General features: G+C 37.8%; 18 protein-coding genes. 7 read left to right on the top strand and 11 right to left on the bottom strand.

Annotation, left to right across the window (positions count from 1 at the left end):
* Nucleotides 1–6 precede the first annotated feature (6 nt).
* Together RRV45_RS18735 and RRV45_RS18740 are read left to right on the top strand one after the other, a co-directional pair.
* Nucleotides 7–1,344 carry a sigma-54 interaction domain-containing protein gene (locus RRV45_RS18735; protein WP_315669087.1) on the top strand — a complete coding sequence of 446 codons (1,338 nt, stop codon included), beginning with the start codon at nucleotides 7–9 and terminating at the stop codon, nucleotides 1,342–1,344.
* Nucleotides 1,345–1,835: 491 nt separating this feature from the next.
* Entirely contained in the window at nucleotides 1,836–2,798 is a 963-nt protein-coding gene (locus tag RRV45_RS18740; RefSeq protein ID WP_315666171.1) for a DMT family transporter, read from the top strand.
* Nucleotides 2,799–2,920: 122 nt separating this feature from the next.
* On the opposite strand, the gene RRV45_RS18745 is transcribed toward RRV45_RS18740, so the two are convergent.
* Both RRV45_RS18745 and RRV45_RS18750 read right to left on the bottom strand, forming a co-directional pair.
* Complete coding sequence (locus RRV45_RS18745; protein WP_315666172.1) at nucleotides 2,921–3,193, bottom strand: DUF2277 domain-containing protein; 273 nt, start codon at nucleotides 3,191–3,193, stop codon at nucleotides 2,921–2,923.
* A gap of 196 nt (nucleotides 3,194–3,389) precedes the next feature.
* Complete coding sequence (locus RRV45_RS18750) at nucleotides 3,390–4,625, bottom strand: MFS transporter (RefSeq protein ID WP_315666173.1); 1,236 nt, start codon at nucleotides 4,623–4,625, stop codon at nucleotides 3,390–3,392.
* A 468-nt stretch (nucleotides 4,626–5,093) separates the two neighbouring features.
* Between RRV45_RS18750 and RRV45_RS18755 the strand changes: the two genes are divergently transcribed.
* Both RRV45_RS18755 and RRV45_RS18760 read left to right on the top strand, forming a co-directional pair.
* Complete coding sequence (locus tag RRV45_RS18755) at nucleotides 5,094–5,516, top strand: SRPBCC family protein (RefSeq protein ID WP_315666174.1); 423 nt, start codon at nucleotides 5,094–5,096, stop codon at nucleotides 5,514–5,516.
* Nucleotides 5,516–5,851, top strand: a complete 336-nt coding sequence (locus RRV45_RS18760) for an ArsR/SmtB family transcription factor (RefSeq protein ID WP_315666175.1) — start codon at nucleotides 5,516–5,518, stop codon at nucleotides 5,849–5,851. Before RRV45_RS18755 ends, RRV45_RS18760 begins: the two co-directional genes overlap by 1 nt.
* Nucleotides 5,852–5,999: 148 nt before the next feature.
* Here the strand turns inward: RRV45_RS18760 and RRV45_RS18765 are convergent, their stop codons facing one another.
* The 5 genes from RRV45_RS18765 to RRV45_RS18785 form a co-directional block, all read right to left on the bottom strand.
* Complete coding sequence (locus RRV45_RS18765; RefSeq protein WP_315666176.1) at nucleotides 6,000–6,767, bottom strand: MerR family transcriptional regulator; 768 nt, start codon at nucleotides 6,765–6,767, stop codon at nucleotides 6,000–6,002.
* A gap of 120 nt (nucleotides 6,768–6,887) precedes the next feature.
* A complete protein-coding gene (locus RRV45_RS18770) occupies nucleotides 6,888–7,538 on the bottom strand; it encodes a TetR/AcrR family transcriptional regulator (protein WP_315666177.1) in 651 nt (216 codons plus the stop codon).
* An 18-nt stretch (nucleotides 7,539–7,556) separates the two neighbouring features.
* Nucleotides 7,557–8,354 carry an ABC transporter permease subunit gene (locus RRV45_RS18775; RefSeq protein WP_315666178.1) on the bottom strand — a complete coding sequence of 266 codons (798 nt, stop codon included), beginning with the start codon at nucleotides 8,352–8,354 and terminating at the stop codon, nucleotides 7,557–7,559.
* Nucleotides 8,355–8,369: 15 nt separating this feature from the next.
* Nucleotides 8,370–9,242: an ABC transporter ATP-binding protein gene (locus tag RRV45_RS18780; RefSeq protein ID WP_315666179.1), complete on the bottom strand. Its 873-nt coding sequence runs from the start codon at nucleotides 9,240–9,242 to the stop codon at nucleotides 8,370–8,372.
* A 174-nt stretch (nucleotides 9,243–9,416) separates the two neighbouring features.
* On the bottom strand, nucleotides 9,417–10,715 hold the full coding sequence (locus RRV45_RS18785) for a HAMP domain-containing sensor histidine kinase (RefSeq protein WP_315666180.1): 1,299 nt from the start codon (nucleotides 10,713–10,715) through the stop codon (nucleotides 9,417–9,419).
* A gap of 278 nt (nucleotides 10,716–10,993) precedes the next feature.
* Between RRV45_RS18785 and RRV45_RS18790 the strand changes: the two genes are divergently transcribed.
* The 3 genes from RRV45_RS18790 to RRV45_RS18800 are packed head-to-tail and all read left to right on the top strand — an operon-like array spanning nucleotide 10,994 to nucleotide 12,805.
* A complete protein-coding gene (locus tag RRV45_RS18790; protein ID WP_315666181.1) occupies nucleotides 10,994–11,554 on the top strand; it encodes an IMEF encapsulin system ferritin-like cargo protein in 561 nt (186 codons plus the stop codon).
* 21 nt (nucleotides 11,555–11,575) lie between these two features.
* Entirely contained in the window at nucleotides 11,576–12,415 is an 840-nt protein-coding gene (locus RRV45_RS18795) for a family 1 encapsulin nanocompartment shell protein (RefSeq protein WP_315666182.1), read from the top strand.
* 12 nt (nucleotides 12,416–12,427) lie between these two features.
* A complete protein-coding gene (locus tag RRV45_RS18800; RefSeq protein ID WP_315666183.1) occupies nucleotides 12,428–12,805 on the top strand; it encodes a 2Fe-2S iron-sulfur cluster-binding protein in 378 nt (125 codons plus the stop codon).
* Between the two features lie 36 nt (nucleotides 12,806–12,841).
* Here the strand turns inward: RRV45_RS18800 and RRV45_RS18805 are convergent, their stop codons facing one another.
* The 4 genes from RRV45_RS18805 to RRV45_RS18820 form a co-directional block, all read right to left on the bottom strand.
* Entirely contained in the window at nucleotides 12,842–13,315 is a 474-nt protein-coding gene (locus tag RRV45_RS18805; protein WP_315666184.1) for a hypothetical protein, read from the bottom strand.
* 281 nt (nucleotides 13,316–13,596) lie between these two features.
* The gene (locus tag RRV45_RS18810) at nucleotides 13,597–14,373 is read right to left on the bottom strand and encodes a sulfite exporter TauE/SafE family protein (protein ID WP_315666185.1); all 777 of its coding nucleotides are present in this window, start codon (nucleotides 14,371–14,373) and stop codon (nucleotides 13,597–13,599) included.
* 50 nt (nucleotides 14,374–14,423) lie between these two features.
* Nucleotides 14,424–14,654: a sulfurtransferase TusA family protein gene (locus RRV45_RS18815; protein ID WP_315666186.1), complete on the bottom strand. Its 231-nt coding sequence runs from the start codon at nucleotides 14,652–14,654 to the stop codon at nucleotides 14,424–14,426.
* Between the two features lie 59 nt (nucleotides 14,655–14,713).
* Nucleotides 14,714–15,841 carry an MBL fold metallo-hydrolase gene (locus RRV45_RS18820; RefSeq protein ID WP_315666187.1) on the bottom strand — a complete coding sequence of 376 codons (1,128 nt, stop codon included), beginning with the start codon at nucleotides 15,839–15,841 and terminating at the stop codon, nucleotides 14,714–14,716.
* Between the last annotated feature and the right edge of the window lie 510 nt (nucleotides 15,842–16,351).

Here is a 16,351-nt window from a genome sequence, read left to right on the forward strand (position 1 = left end):
TCCGAAATGTCTGATCCTTTTGAAATCACAGGGGAAACCCTAAAGAAGATTTTAGATTATTCATCTGATGAAATTTTTGTTCTGGACAGTGAAATGCGAATTATATTTGTCAATAGTGTGTGTGAAAAGCATTATGGACTTAAACCACATGAGGTAATGGGGAAGTATAATGTGGAATTATTCGAAAAAGGCTACTGGAAACCATCGATTGTTCCTATTGTCTTTAAGGAGAAAAAGCCCGTAACCATTAAGCAGACTACTTATATCGGTGCAGAACTTTTAACGACAGCCGTTCCCATTTTAAATGCTCAAAATGATATTGAACTTGTTGTGATTACTTCTCAAGAATTACAAAATTACAAAAGTGTAAAATATGATAAAGATATTGAAGGTCAAGGTCAGAATGATGCTGAGTGGAGTTTAATTACGAACTGCAAAAAAATGAAAGATATTTTGAAAATGTGCCGAAAAATCGCCAAAGTGGATTCAACCATTTTAATTCATGGGGAATCTGGAACTGGTAAAGGGGTGCTTGCCCAATATATTCACCAAATTAGTAATAGAAAAAATAACACATTTATGAAAATTAATTGTGCCGCTCTTCCGGAAGATTTGCTGGAATCGGAACTTTTCGGGTATTTAGATGGAGCTTTTACAGGAGCTAGAAAAGCTGGCAAGATCGGATTAATAGAAGCTTCAGATGGGGGCACATTATTTCTGGACGAAATAGGAGAGGTGCCATTATCCGTACAAGCCAAACTCCTTCAAGTCATTCAAGAAAAACGATTTATTCCCATTGGCAGCCATATAACGAAAAAAGTTGATATTCGTATTATTGCTGCAACTAATCGGAATTTAGTTGAGATGGTCAAAAACGGTGAATTTAGAGAGGATCTCTACTATCGATTAAACATCATTGATGTGAAAATTCCCTCCCTTCGCGAAAGAAGGGAAGATATTATTCCGTTAACCTACCATTATTTATATAAATTTAACAAAGAATATGAAATGAATAAATTGATATCTCAGGAATGTCTAGAAATATTTAGCCGTTATTCTTGGCCAGGCAATATCCGTCAGTTGGAAAACTTAATTGAAAGGCTAGTCGTTACTAGTGATTCTGTTATTCAACTCGCTGATCTGCCGGAGTTAATATCAGAAAATGTCAGCATACAAGACCAATCGATTCTACCTTCAGACTTAGACGAGGCTGTCAATTATGTAAAACAAACGTTAGTTACAAAATCCTATCAAAAGCATAAAAGCTCCAGAAAAGTCGCAAAGGACTTAAATATAAGTCAAACAAGGGCCGTTACACTAATAAACCAATATTGTAAGCTTTGAAATTGCAAGACTAGTAATTGATAATGAAACACTTTGAGCATCAGGACCAATAACCTCTCGAGATTAAATGATTTGCATTTGGCTAAGGGGCATGGATTAGATCCTGCCCCCATATCTTATTAATTTTTCAAGAACGTATTTGTCGGACAGAGAATCCTTTATTTCCTTGAAATTTGCAATTTCATCGAATGGAAAGGACACAGAATCCGTTAATTTTGAAAAATATGAGAAAATAGCTTCTTTTACATGCAATAGCGGAATCAGAGTCCATTACCCCTAGAAAAACTACCTTTTGTGACAAATAACGGAACCATGATCCTCCAAAATCATTTAAAAGGTCAAAATTTAATTAATCTAATCCGAAATACTGGTTCCTTTATTCCTTATTGACTAAATTAGAAGCACACTGTAAGATACATCTTAAAATTCAATCTAATTTAACTGATAATCTAGTAGAATAATGACCAATTACATGAATGCGAGGAAATTTTATGAGTTCCAGTAGTGCTGTATTAATAAATTCACGAAAAAAGGGGATTATCCTTGTGCTGATCGGGGCAATCCTTTGGGGAGTTTCCGGAACCGTTGCCCAATTCCTATTTCAGCATCAAGGTTTTAGTCCAGAGTGGCTGGTAGTTATTAGGCTATTAATATCTGGAACTCTTTTACTAGGCATCGCCTATAAAAGAGAAAAACATAGAATTTGGGGTATATGGAGGGTCAAGCATGACGCATTCAGTATTATCCTCTTTGGGATCCTTGGAATGCTTGCTGTTCAGTACACATTTTTTGCGGCCATCCATCACGGGAATGCAGCGACCGCTACGGTTCTTCAGTATTTAGCTCCAGTTCTGATTATGTGCTATTCGGCCTTTCGTGCGAAACGAATGCCTACTCTAATAGAAGGAATTGCATTAATTTTCGCCATTTCCGGCACGTTTTTGCTTGTAACGCGAGGGAGTCTCCACACACTTTCTATATCCGGCCTAGCCCTTTTTTGGGGTCTGACCTCTGCTGTTGCTTTAGCCTATTATACGCTCCAGCCTCTTAAGCTTCTTGCTAATTGGGGATCCACCATAGTGGTAGGCTGGGGAATGTTAATTGGCGGCATTTTCTTTAGCTTTATTCATCCTCCATGGGATTTTGTTGGAGAGTGGACTCTTCCGTCTGTTTTTGCTGTTATATTTATTGTGGCTTTCGGAACAATCATTGCGTTTTATTGCTATTTAGAAAGCTTAAAGTATATAAGTGCTTCTGATACGAGTTTACTTGCCTGTGCAGAGCCATTAACAGCGGCATTCTTAGCTATTGTTTGGCTTCATGTTACATTTGGCTTTGCTGAATGGCTCGGAACCATTTGTATTTTAAGTACGATTGCGCTGCTGTCGGTTAAGAAGGAAAAAAGTACATTGATGGTAAGTGAGAAAGTGGAATATAAAGTAAATCAATCGTAGAAGAAAATAATAGTAGAGACCGACCATGTTTTTGGGACGGTCTTTATTAATTGGACAGGGTTAGCTCTTTTCCCCGAAACCTGTCCAATAAACAAATCCTTTTGGGCAACTTTAAAAGAAGATTAATTTGTTCCAAACCTTTTTGCTGCCCTGGCACGAGCTCGCTCAGCCTCGATTTCACGATTGCGTGGCTCGGCACTTGTTTCAAGTGAGTTAAATAAATTTCTTGAAACCATTGCTACTTCTTGGACTGCATGATTAAACGCTTCTTCGTTCACCTTTGAAGGCTTGTTAAAACCTGTAATTTTCCTTACATACTGTAGAGCCGCTGCTTGAATTTCCTCTTCGGAAGCTGGCGGGTCGAAATTATATAATGTTTTAATGTTTCGGCACATACGCTTCTCCTTTTGGTTTCAATATCCTCAATTACATTTTCTAAGATTGTTCCTCCTTCAATATTTTACATTATATATTCCTATCTTTTAAATGGATGATTGGTAATTAGAATAAAAGGTCAGTAACTTTACATTATTAAATGATATTAAATAAGGCAGACACTATATTAGTTTGTGTCTGCCCTTTAATATTTTTTTATTCTTTTGCCAACATTCCTTCGCCTTGGTTTGGTGCTTTCATGTTGTAAATCGGCAATATCACAACTAAACCAATTACGAATAAGACCGCTGCAATCTCGAACATTGTAACAATCGATGTCATTTCTTTTAGGATACCTGCCAAACTCATTGTTACTACCATAGCCCCACTGAAAAGTGGACTTAACGTTCCATTAACTCTTCCAATGAATTCCGATTGTGTATTTTGAAGGATTAGTGTATTAATCCCAATTTGGATGCATGGAAAGAATAATCCGTTGACAAATTCTGCCCCAAGCGTGAGCGGCAAATTAGTTGAAAAACCAATGACGCTCATCCCGACTGCATTTGCAAGCATACCAATAACTAATAGCTTTTGCGGCGGAACTGACTTAGAGAACATAACTGAGATCGCTCCACCTACTATCATTCCGATTCCGTTTGCCATTAGCAGCCATTGTAAGCTTTCCTTTGCTAATTCCAATCGTTCTGTCACGAGGAAAATGGATAAAGGATGGATCAGCCCAATAGCAAGCCCTGCAGCCATAAAGCATAGACCAAGGAGCTTTAGCTCTTTTTTTCCAAGAACATAGCGAATTCCGCTTTTCATTTCTTCCAGCAAAGACGACTCTTTCTTTTCGCTTTCCATCGAATGATCAGCAGGAATAAAGGCTAGCATTACTGCCGAAAGCAGGAACGCAACGCCAGTAATGGCAATGGACACATCTATTCCAAATTGCTGGAATACAAATGTTCCAAGCACGGGTCCAAAGACCATGAAAACGGCAAAAATTGTTTGATAAATGGACATGGCAGATTGAATCAATTTTTCATCCAAATGCATTTTAAATAATTTCATCCCTGAAGGCTGAGAAAATTGTGATAAAATGGCAGAAATCAATGTAGCGAAAAAGATGATTTTCCATGAGCCGATTACAAGGGTAACTAATACTGCAAATACGGATACCGCACTTAAGATATCACACCAAATCATTGTTCTTTTTGGACGCCAGCGATCTGCGAATGTTCCTCCAATGAAGGAGAAGATAAAGATTGGTGCAAACTCAGCGACCGATATCATCGAAACAGCAAATGCATCTCCATTTGTTTTTTCCATAACGAATAGAAGGACAGCAAAATTCCGAACCCAAATTCCGATTTGAAGGAACAAGGACGAAAGGAATATAGCCTGAACAAAACGATTTTTAAATAATTGCGACATAACATTCCTCATTTCTAGAAGTGAGAGGTAGGATAGGAGGAAAACGGCGAAAGCACCGATTTCTTGATTGAAACCTCTTTTTCAACATTTACTTAAAGACACAAAAACTCCCATCCGTCATTTTTGGATAGGAGTTCATCTAAAACCATAGAAAAAGACATAGTACGGCTGTACTACTGCAACGATCATCTGTTTCTAAAAAAGTATAGACTAATCCCATTCCAATATGACTTCGCAAATTTACGAATGTACGTTAGAAAACAGGATTAGCAGATCATCGCCCTATGGTCACCCTCTCGTGTAATGTGTTAATATCGTACACAATTTCATACTAGGTTTCAAGCACTATTTTAACTTTTTTACAGAAAAAGGTTAAAATGTTTACGATGGGGCTTGCCTTGACATGAAACTAAATGGTTTTATATAATCCAAAAGAGAAACCAAATGGTTTTATATAAACTAGAAAGAAGGATTATAACTATGGAAACTAAAGTAGCAGATATTAAGAAGACAATTGTATTTGATGCGCCTATTCAAAAAGTATGGAATGCTGTATCAACAGCAGAAGGCATTGCCTCTTGGTTCATGCCAAATGACTTTCAGCTAGAAGTGGGTCATGAATTCCATATCCAATCTCCTTTTGGCCCATCTCCGTGCAAAGTATTAGAAATAGATGCTCCGAATCATTTATCTTTTTCTTGGGACACAGATGGCTGGTTTGTTTCTTTCGATTTAAAGGATTTAGGAGATAAAACTGAATTTACAATGATTCATGGCGGTTGGAAACAGACAGATGAAATTGTTCCTAAAGCCGGAAGAAGTGCTTCCGAAATCCGCGATACGATGAACGGCGGCTGGGAAGCGCTTGTTAAACAAAAACTGCGCAAAGTTGTGGAAGGGTAATGTCAGCTTTACAAAAGTATGACGTTTTCCAGGCGATTGCTGATCCAACTCGCAGAGAAGTGCTTAAATTATTGGCTGAAAAAGAACGGCCGATTTCCGAAATTACTGCTCATTTCTCGATGAGCCGAACGGCTATTGCCAAGCATCTTCACGTGTTGTCAGAAGCTGAATTAGTCAGTGGACGAAAGGTAGGCAGAGAAAGGCGGTATCTCCTGCAGCCTGAATCGTTCACAGAGCTAAAACAATGGCTTGCCTATTTCGATCAGTTCTGGGATAATAAGCTTTCGATTCTGAAGCATGTTGTGGAAAATTCTGACACATCGGAAAGTCGCTGATATAACTCGATAGTCGCCGATATAACTCGATAGTCGCTGATATAACTCGATAGTCGCTGATATAACTCGATAGTCGCTGATATAACTCGATAGTCGCTGATATATATGGTTAAAAACCCGCTTTTAAATCTAGCGGGTTTTTACCTATTTAAGACTTTTTCATCCCCGTGTAAATAAGAATTGCATCTCTCAAAAACTCCGCTGTGCCTGGCTGCTCCTTATCGTAATATGCAGTAAACCTCTCATCATCCACATACATTTGGGCAAGACCTGCATGCGCTTCCTTACTGTATTCTTTCCAATAATAGCATAGCCATTGTTTATGCAAATCTGCTGCTTTTTGGGCTAGGTCACCTGCTGGATCTCCTATTGCGAACGCTTCGGCTAAAGTATCAGTAACCTCTTTTGCCAGATTGGTGACCTTTTCATAGTCCTCTTCTGTCATATTCATCAGCTTTGCATTGGATTGGTCTACTGTATCTTCCCCATACTTTTCACGTATTTCCTTGCCGTATTTCTTCTCGTTATCGTCTATCATCTTCTTCTTAAATCCGTTGAATTTCTCTTTATCCGCCATTTGAATTCTCCCTTCCGTTTGTTTAATCGTTTTATCCACATTGGCAATTAGCAAATCAAGCTGATTTCTTCTTTCTAGGAGTTTTTCGCGATGCTCCTTTAGCGCACTAGCTCCATCAAAGGCTGGAGAAGTCATAATCTTTTTTATGCTGTACAAACTTACATCTAATTCCCTGTAAAAAAGAATCTGCTGCAATCTATCAACTTCCGCCTTCCCGTATATCCGATATCCAGATGAATTCATTCTTGCCGGCTTAAGAATGCCAATTTCGTCATAATATCGTAAGGTCCGGGTACTGACCCCAGCTAATTTGGCCAATCCCTGCACTGTGTACTCCATTCGCTCACCTCCATAATTCCACTCTACACCTTGACGCAACGTTAAGGTCAATAGCTTTTATTCATATATTTTTTTGAAAAAGAAAAACCCTGCACTATATTGCTGCAGAGTCTCTATTATTTATTTATATACCCCATTTTTCACAATTTCTAGATAGTCATTTAACTCCTGAGCAAGGGGATCGGGCTCAGTGAAAAAATCATAATGCTTATTTTTATAGAGGGTTTGATATTTATTTCCTAATTGTTCTCCAATAAACATTGTCATATTAATAACGGTATCAACAGAAATACCTTCCCTTAACCTATTTGTTTGAATAAGCTCTTTAAGATAAATATGTTCAAGCATGAATTCCTTTTGATAGGCTTCTAAATGTTTATTTAAAATCTCCTGCATTTCCTTACTCACTGCCACAGGCGGATTTAATAAGGCATCTGTGATAAGCAGCGTTTCCTGCATATAGGACGCAAGGATTTCATGCTTCAATAGAAAAATTTCTTTTACCCTCTCGAAAAAATCATCTGATTTCACCTTTTTTAATGCGTCCATTGTTATTTCTGTGAGTAGATCGACACAATAACTTACTAGATAAACATATAAATTTTTCTTGCTTTTAAAATAATGAAACAGAATCCCCTTAGATATGCCTGCTCTGCTCGTAATTGTGTCGGTAGACGTTTTTTCGTAGCTATTTTTCACAAATTCCTCAATTGCCACTTTCAAAATTAAATCCTTTTTCTCCTGTGGCTGTTTTTCAAAAGCTGAATACAAGAATGAACACCTACTTTTTCAGACTGAAATGTCCTTCTTTTTATATATCATAAATGAGACGGAGACACTAATAAGAATAATCGCTCCGATTAGGATCAAGTAAATCGGTTCAATCATCTGGTCATTAATAATGTTAGCAGCGTCAACAAATTTAAACGGGCTGAAATATTTAAGGATATCCAATTCCTCGGATAATCCCGACATGATATTGATAAAGTAAGATACAATCACAACCGCTAGTGATACCGAGAGAACATTCCTTGTCTTTCTCATAATCGAAGAGAACATAAAGGCAATCGCTGCAAAGGTTACATGCAATAACAAGGTTGCTATTGTTAGCAATGTAAAAGTGTCCCAAGGGATCGCTTCATCCTTGGCAAACTGAAAACCAATGATACTCGAGAGTGTGGAAACGATATTTAAGATGAATAAATTGACAATCACAGCCATAAGCTTTTCCGCTACAACCTGGCTTCTTGATACAGGCTTTGATAGTAAGAATTCAATTGTTTTTTCATTTTCTTCTTTAGCAAGAATGTTTGAGGCGAGCAAGGCCGCATAAATACTTCCTAAAAGGGTTGTCATCATGTAGACCTCAATGCCGTAAAAACCAATTAATGTTCCCAAATTAAGCTGATCCATCCTAAACATTTGCTTCATGGATTCTGGATAGGCATCGAACAAAGACTCCATTGATTTCTGCCCCTCGGCAAACTGAGGAAAAATGCTTAAAAGCCAGATAATTAATCCAGCAAGAACCAAGCTCCAAATGATTAGTGACTTTTGTCCCCGTCTAAACTCTCTTTTAAATATCATGGATCTCCCTCCCTGCTATTCGTAATAGTGCATGAACACTTCCTCAAGAGTCGGCTCCTCAATCAGCACATCTTGAACTGGCAAATCAATTAGATGCTGAAGCAGTGATTTAATGTCCCCGTTATAAAGCAAGGCCACTGTATTTCCATTTACTTCTTTTTTAATAACTCCTTCAAGTTCTAATGAAAACTGTTCAGGCTGTTCAAATGTAATCTTAATATTTTTCACTTTATTTTTCGTCAGTTGTTCAATGGTTTCAACTGTCACAAGCTTTCCTTCTTTAATAATAGCCACTCGATCACACATTTTCTGAACCTCACTTAATATATGGGAGGAGAAAAAGATCGTTGCCCCCTTATCCCTTTCTTCAGTAATGAGATCGAAGAAGTGATTTTGAATTAATGGATCGAGCCCGCTCGTTGGCTCATCCAGAATAATCAGCTTTGGTTCATGGAGCAAAGCTTGAACAATTCCCACCTTTTTGCGATTTCCAAAGGATAGGTCTTCAATTTTTCGATTAATATCAAGATCAAGTCTAGCAGCCAAATCCATCATTCTTGTACTGTTAAGCTTTTTATGAAACTGAGCTGAGTATTTTAATAAGTCAATGACCTTCATATCATCATAATAGTGAACCTCAGATGGCAAATAACCAACGTTCTGCCTAATTTCGTGTGTATGTTTAATGGTATCCTTCCCAAAAATCGTAGCACTCCCGCTCGTTGGATAGATAAGATTCAATAGAGTTCTTATTGTTGTACTTTTCCCTGCACCATTCGGACCAATAAATCCAAATATCTCTCCTTCTTCAATGGAGAATGAAATATCCATAATCCCCCGATTTTTTTTGTAGGACTTCGTTAAATTCTTCAGCTCTACAATAGACAAGTTTAACCCCTCCTTTTGGGTGTAAACATTCATTGACTAACTAGTCAATTTCATTTTAATCCCAATTGACTGATGAGTCAATATTTTTTCCATACACTATGTAATTTCCATTAAATGCAAAAAGTGAGCTCGCAATTGTAAAATCATTTGCGAACTCACTTTCATTGAATGGGATTAACCAACATTTGGGGCTATTATCTTCATTTTTTCATACGAGGGTGTTTGGAACTCCAGGATGACCTCCGTTCCTATCCCTAGTTTACTTTTTATATTTATTTTTCCGTTCATGCTTTCAATAATTCTAAAAACGACCATCATACCGAGACCAGTACCATTGCCTGTCATCGTAAAGTAAGGTTCTCCTAATTTGCCAAGGGTGGTTTCACTCATTCCAGCACCATTATCTATTATTGAAATTATGCATAAATCTTCTTTTATTTCAGTGCTTACTTTTATTTGCCCTCCAATTGTCGAGGCATCTATGCTGTTTTTTAATATATTTACTAAAGCTTGTACAAATTTGGAGTGATCTCCAGAAACATGACAAGGGCAAAAGCTGGATATATCAAGTTGAATTTTCGCCTGTTCTGCCAGAGGCTTTATGATATCAATAGACTCAGATAAAACCTTTTCGATTGATATCTGTTCAATCTTATCTGGATATGGCCTAGCAAACGTCAAATAGTCTGAAACTATTTTGTCAATTTTATCAATCTCATCGGCGGCAATCTGGAAAAAAGCTTCTCTTTTTTCATTCGGAAGGGACTGGTCCTCTTTCAGTAAATGCATCATACCGCGAACTGTCGTCAAAGGATTCTTCACCTCATGATTAACAGCTGCCGCCAAATGCCCCAAAACATCTAGCTTAGCGGAATGGAGAATCTTCATACGCAGTAAATAGTTTCTTCTAATTGCCTCCAATGATAGATGGACAAAAATAATTCCTATCAGATTGGTAAGCAAGAAGCCCGACCAAAGTTTAAATGAAAACAATTCATTATTATTAATTGAAACCGTTGCTAAAATGATAATGGAAAACATCGTAATCATCGCTGATGCGATCAGTACTTTATTAAAAGTTCTCAAACGAAAATAAAAGGGCCGAATTAAGATCGTAATCGCGGTAAAAAGAATTGAAGTGATTAAAGTAATAATCAAACCTGTGGCTCCATTAGTTCCTCCGGTAAAAAGACGTACGAGAATCGTTTCCACTGTAAGTATAATCCCTACCATTGGACCACCATAAATAGTTCCGAACCAAAGGGGTACTCTTCTCAGATCAAATTGGATGCCCCCTTCTACATAGAAGGAAAAGACCATACATAGAAGAATAGCTGCAGCGGATGTAAATAGGATGGCATATTTTTGGACAATGGTACTGTTTGGTTTACTTTCTACCCAAAATTGATGAACAGTCAGTGTAATAATAATGACTAATAAGTTTAAGAGTAAATTGCTGCTTCCATCAATCATTACGCTAATTCCTCCTCCAATAAAGTTTGAATTCCAACTCAATTTCCTGCAGCGACTTACATTTCCCCATTTATTTAGAGTTGGAACCGACTCCAAATAAATGGGAAAAAGGTAGGAGGGAAATAAATTTGAATATTAAAATAATAGCACGGACAGAAAAAAATGCCTATAAGGAAATTCCCTGAAACATTCATTTAATCTTTACTTCCGTATGTATGAATTCCTTCCGTCATGGACCATAATGAGTAACAGTACAAAGCTCGGGAGGTGTTAAGGTTTTGAGAGATGAGTTAACGATATTCTATCGGATTTTTTCAACAACAAAGGAAGCGATTGAAAAATTTATGAGTATGCTGGATCCTGTCATAGAGTTTGCCAAGGATGATCATGAGCGGCTTTATTACCATCATATATATGAGGAAGAAGAACAAAGACTTTCTCGGCTGGAAGTACTAATTCCCCTTATTGCTAAGTTCGAAGACTCGAAGGACGAACATGCATTTTCACCGGTGAATAATGAATTTAATCGACTTCTACAGGAATTAAACCTTGAAAAGTTTGGTTTACATAATTTTGTTGAGCACCTGGATTTAGCACTCTTTCAATTTACCGATGAAGAACGAAGTACATTGCTAAAAAAATTACGAACGGATGCCTATGCTGATTACCAGCAGGTAAAAGAAATGCTGTTGGGAATTAATAAGCGGTTTGATCATGATTATGTGGACCCTCATGCCCACCATGATGAACATCATGATCATCTTGCCCCACCTGTTACCGTACAAGAGAAGAAAATCAGCTCAGGGAAAAAAGGGTTTACCGTTGGAAGTTTGCGATAATGTATAAAGTGAGGGAAAGAAATGAGTTATTCACCAGATTTGCCTTTTTCTAGTTCAGAGTATAGTCATCTTCAGGGGATTGTGATTGATGCTGCTCGAAGACAGTTAGTTGGGCGCCGATTTATCGAATTATATGGACCGCTTGGCAGAGGCGTGCAAAGCATTTTTAACGATATTTACACAGAAAGCCATGAAGCGAAAATTGATTTCCAAGGATCATTTGACACAATTATAGAATCAAGCAAACGCGTTAATTATACGATCCCTATGCTCTATAAGGATTTTGTCCTTTATTGGCGTGATATTGAGCAGGCAAAGGTGTTGGATATTCCCATAGATTTTTCCAGTGCGGCCAATGCCTCACGTGATGTGGCGATTTTAGAGGATCAGATGATCTTCCACGGGTCAAAGGAATTTGATATTCCGGGATTGATGAATGCGAGAGGACGGCTCACCCATTTGATAAGAAATTGGTATGAGTCAGGAAGTGCCTTTCAGGATGTCGTGGATGCAAGAAATAAATTGCTTGATATGAACCATAATGGACCTTATGCACTTGTCTTGTCCCCAGAGCTTTATTCACTTTTGCACCGTGTTCATAAGGATACAAATGTATTGGAAATTGAGCATGTACGAGAGCTTGTCACGGATGGTGTTTTTCAATCTCCAGTCTTAAAAGGAAAAACAGGCGTACTTGTAAACACTGGCAGAAATAATTTAGATTTAGCAGTCTCTGAGGATTTTGATATTGCGTACCTTGGTGATGAAGGCATGAACCATCCGTTCCGAGTTTATGAAACAGCCGTTCTAAGAATTAAACAGCCATCCGCAATTTGCACTCTAGATAATCCGGAGAAATAAGGAGTAAGGTTTTTGAATAGAAGGATGCTGACGGTTGGCTCACTTATTCTGAAAGAAGCGGTAACGGACTCTGTCGTTCAAACGAAATGCTTAGACTTTAGTGAAAGGAAAATACTAAGTGCGGACTTAACGCCAAAGGTTTTTGTCTTACAAAATGGACAAAGTTTTCCTATTCGTTCAGTGAAAGGAAGGCTCCTTTTGGATGCTGCCCTAGAGCAAGGACAAGCTATCCAATATAAATGCCGCAAAGGAACCTGTGGTCAATGTTTGGTGAAAATTGATGCTGGCTCCTCCTTTTTGCAGTCGCCGAATGAACTGGAGCTTAAGAAATTAAAGAGTTCCTTGAGCGAAGGATTTCGACTTGCTTGCCAAGTAGAATTCAGGCTATAGAAAAAACGAGGTGACTGACCTCGTTTTTTTTCGCATTTAGGCAAATTTTCTATTGAATTGAATCAGATTATCATCAATTGAAAAAGGTAATATGACATTTTCCTTTTCAAGCTCTTTCACACTAATATCCCGAACTAGAACCAATGCTTCTTTTTTGAATGTTGGTGTAACAAAACCATCGTTTAGCTCACATAATCTTTGCAAGTATTGTAATGTATCAGTTAGCATAAGCTGCTTTACACGCTCGTTGTTTAATTGGCAGATTAATTTATATTTTAAGCCCTTCATAATGGCTATTTGGTCTACATGAATACAAACATTCATTCCTTCTACATCAATGAAACAAAGGGAGACATACTGCCCTTTTGACTTGTCGATATTCGTAAATACTGGATGATGGAATACTTCACCTGAAGTTAACTTCAGCATTGCGGCTTCCGCTGCTCCACCAATTTTACGCTTATTAGAGATAACCGTTTCAATATCCTTCAAGCCATGCAGCATACTCATGTTGTTCCCCCCAAGAGTGAATTAACTTATTTTTATTGTAGAGAAAATGATAATCATTGTCAATAAGACTCGAACAATAAGATTATATGAAAAAAATACCGGAAAACTTTGACCGGTATTTGGTGCAAGTTATTCTGTATACGGTTAAACTTTACGGAGCTAGATATTATTAGTTCGATTATTGGACAGGTTGGAGCGATTTCACAAATTCCTGCCCAAATAACCACTTTTCTGGACAGGTTTTGACGATTTCTCGGATTCCTGCGCTTTTTATCACAATATTATAATATATCAACCCATATTTTTAACGCAGTTGCCGCGATTAATAACGCTAGCATGATTTGTAATATTTTAGTATTTACTTTTTTACCAGCTATGGCGCCTAGTGGGGAGGCAATTAAACTTGCGGCCACCATAATGAGTGCCGGGCCATAATCCACTTGGCCAGTTGTAATTTTTCCAACTGTTGCTCCGATTGAAGAAATAAATGTAATCGCTAATGAAGAAGCAATAGTCATTCGAGTAGGAATTTTTAGTACAACCAGCATAATGGGCACTAATAAAAATGCACCAGCAGCACCTACAATTCCCGCTCCCAGACCCACAATTAATGCAAGTATGGCGGCTAACCATTTATTAAATTCAACTTGCTCCAAAGGGATTTCATCAATTCCCTTCTTAGGAATAAACATCATAATAGCTGCAATTAATGCTAATATCCCATAGATCACATTAATGCTGCCCTCTGACATATGCTTTGAACCGAATCCACCCACAAAGCTTCCTATTAATATACTAATACCCATATATCCAATTAAGGTTTTATTTAAGTAGCCACCCTTACGATAGGCCCAAACACCGACGATTGTTGCGAAGAAAACCTGTACAGCACTGATCCCCGAAACTTCGTGAGCACTAAATGCAGCAAGCCCAAAAAAAGGCGGGATGTATAGCAGCATTGGATATTTAATAATCGAACCTCCTATTCCAAGCATCCCAGAAATATAGGAGCCGATAAATCCAATGAGAAAGATGGTTATTATAAAAGATAAGTCCATGTCTAACACCCCTTAAATAAAGGGAACCATTTTGGCTCCCTTTTCGTTTTTTACTCTCCTTTTCTAATCCAGAACTTAAACACTCCGTTTTCTTCTTCATTTTTCACCAATTCATGCCCACCTGATTTTGACCATGCCGATATGTCATTGACAGAGCCTTTATCTGTTGTATGAACCTCAAGAACTTCTCCAGCCTTGAGATCATTCATCGCCTTTTTCGTTCTAACAATTGGCATTGGGCATGCTAATCCTTTTGCATCTAAAATTTTTGCTGTTTCCATATAGTCATTCCTCCTGATATTTTTATTGTCTAGCCGCAGCATCAAGGCACTTCTACTTGTTATCTCACTGCACAGCGGTTTGGTCCAATTTCCATTTCACGCTGCTCTTCTTCAGAAGGGCTGATTTTCCCCATGTTAGTTTTACGAATTTCTTGATAAGCATTCGGCTGAGGCGGTAAGTTTTCCGTTACAAGCTTTCTAAATTCTTTTTCATCTTTAATATTAAGTCCGTGGTTTTTCGCGAATAATGTACCAAGTTTTTCTGCAACACTGCCGTCCTCATTTAATTCGTCAATGATCATAAAGTGTGCTGGAAGAACGATTAGCTCTTTTGATAGTTCCCGATAGCGTTTATATAAGCTTTCACGCAAATCACCTACCCAATTTTCCGCAAGCCCAGCTAGATCTGGTCTTCCGATAGAGTCAATGAATAAAATATCCCCTGAAAGCAAATATTTTTCATCAATTACAAATGATGTTGAGCCGATTGTGTGACCTGGTGTATATAGAGCGTGAACATGAATTGCTGTATTTCCAATTGTCACAACATTGCCGTCTTCTAATGGCATGTACTTAAAAGTAACTTCTGTTGCATCTTTAGGAGGCAGCCAGTAAGTCGCGTTTGATTTTTCAGCAATCATGCGTCCTCCTGAGATATGGTCCGCATGCAAGTGTGTATCGAAAACATGGGTGATTTTAGCGTTCTTGCTTTTTGCAAAGTCCAAGAACACATCTGTCATCCGTGTTGCGTCAATGATGATCGCTTCACCGTTTGAAATAACCATGTAAGATAAGCATCCCTTCCCAATGCGGACAAACTGATAAATCTCCCCTCCGTCATTTAAATTCCCGATTTTGACGGGTTCTAAATATTCGCTCCATGCCTTCATTCCTCCTTTTAGATAAGATACTTTTTTGCCGGCTTCAGAAAGCATTTCTGCTACAAAAATGGAGGAGCCTTCTTTTGCACAAACTACTAAAATATTTTTCTCAGCTGGAATTTTATCAAGGATCCCCTCCACCCCATCAAGCAAATCAAAATATGGGATGTTTAAGTATTCGAACTTTTCCCCTTCAATTTTCCAATCTTGATAAGCATCAGCATTGCGGACATCCAAGATAAATAATTCTTCTTTGTTTATAACTTTCTTTGTGACCTCTTTTGCAGTCATTGCATTTACAGCCATCCTAGTTACCCCCTATGGTATTATTTTAGTTAAAAAATTTTCTAACGCTTCATAGTGAACATTTTGCCTTGAGATTTTGAAAAAAGATCACTATGAACAACTCATAGTAAGCGTTTTGCTTTGAGTTTGTGTAAAACGATCACTATGAACAACTCATAGTAAGCGTTTTGTCTTGAGTTTGTGTAAAACGATCACTATGAACAACTCATAGTAAGCGTTTTGACTTGAGTTTGTGTAAAACGATCACTATGAACCGCTCATAGTAAGCGTTTTGACTTGAGTTTGTGTAAAACGGTCACTATGAACAACTCATAGTAAGCGTTTTGCCTTGAGATTTTGAAAAACGATCACTATGAACAACTCATAGTAAGAGTTTTGCTTTGAGTTTGTGTAAAACGATCACTATAAACACCTCATAGTAAGCGTTTTGCTTTGAGATTTTGAAAAAGGATCACTTTGAACAACTCATAGTAAGTGTTTTGCTTTGAGTTTGTGTAAAGCGATCACTAT

Source organism: Bacillus sp. DTU_2020_1000418_1_SI_GHA_SEK_038 (assembly GCF_032341175.1).
Classification (GTDB): domain Bacteria; phylum Bacillota; class Bacilli; order Bacillales; family Cytobacillaceae; genus Cytobacillus.

What these genes read in the sequence shown, in the direction of transcription:
- RRV45_RS18735 (WP_315669087.1), top strand. Translation starts at nt 7, where the DNA reads ATGTCTGATCCTTTTGAAATCACAGGGGAAACCCTAAAGAAGATTTTA.
- RRV45_RS18740 (WP_315666171.1), top strand. Translation starts at nt 1,836, where the DNA reads ATGAGTTCCAGTAGTGCTGTATTAATAAATTCACGAAAAAAGGGGATT.
- RRV45_RS18745 (WP_315666172.1), bottom strand. Translation starts at nt 3,193, where the DNA reads ATGTGCCGAAACATTAAAACATTATATAATTTCGACCCGCCAGCTTCC.
- RRV45_RS18750 (WP_315666173.1), bottom strand. Translation starts at nt 4,625, where the DNA reads ATGAGGAATGTTATGTCGCAATTATTTAAAAATCGTTTTGTTCAGGCT.
- RRV45_RS18755 (WP_315666174.1), top strand. Translation starts at nt 5,094, where the DNA reads ATGGAAACTAAAGTAGCAGATATTAAGAAGACAATTGTATTTGATGCG.
- RRV45_RS18760 (WP_315666175.1), top strand. Translation starts at nt 5,516, where the DNA reads ATGTCAGCTTTACAAAAGTATGACGTTTTCCAGGCGATTGCTGATCCA.
- RRV45_RS18765 (WP_315666176.1), bottom strand. Translation starts at nt 6,767, where the DNA reads ATGGAGTACACAGTGCAGGGATTGGCCAAATTAGCTGGGGTCAGTACC.
- RRV45_RS18775 (WP_315666178.1), bottom strand. Translation starts at nt 8,354, where the DNA reads ATGATATTTAAAAGAGAGTTTAGACGGGGACAAAAGTCACTAATCATT.
- RRV45_RS18785 (WP_315666180.1), bottom strand. Translation starts at nt 10,715, where the DNA reads ATGATTGATGGAAGCAGCAATTTACTCTTAAACTTATTAGTCATTATT.
- RRV45_RS18795 (WP_315666182.1), top strand. Translation starts at nt 11,576, where the DNA reads ATGAGTTATTCACCAGATTTGCCTTTTTCTAGTTCAGAGTATAGTCAT.
- RRV45_RS18805 (WP_315666184.1), bottom strand. Translation starts at nt 13,315, where the DNA reads ATGAGTATGCTGCATGGCTTGAAGGATATTGAAACGGTTATCTCTAAT.
- RRV45_RS18810 (WP_315666185.1), bottom strand. Translation starts at nt 14,373, where the DNA reads ATGGACTTATCTTTTATAATAACCATCTTTCTCATTGGATTTATCGGC.
- RRV45_RS18815 (WP_315666186.1), bottom strand. Translation starts at nt 14,654, where the DNA reads ATGGAAACAGCAAAAATTTTAGATGCAAAAGGATTAGCATGCCCAATG.
- RRV45_RS18820 (WP_315666187.1), bottom strand. Translation starts at nt 15,841, where the DNA reads ATGGCTGTAAATGCAATGACTGCAAAAGAGGTCACAAAGAAAGTTATA.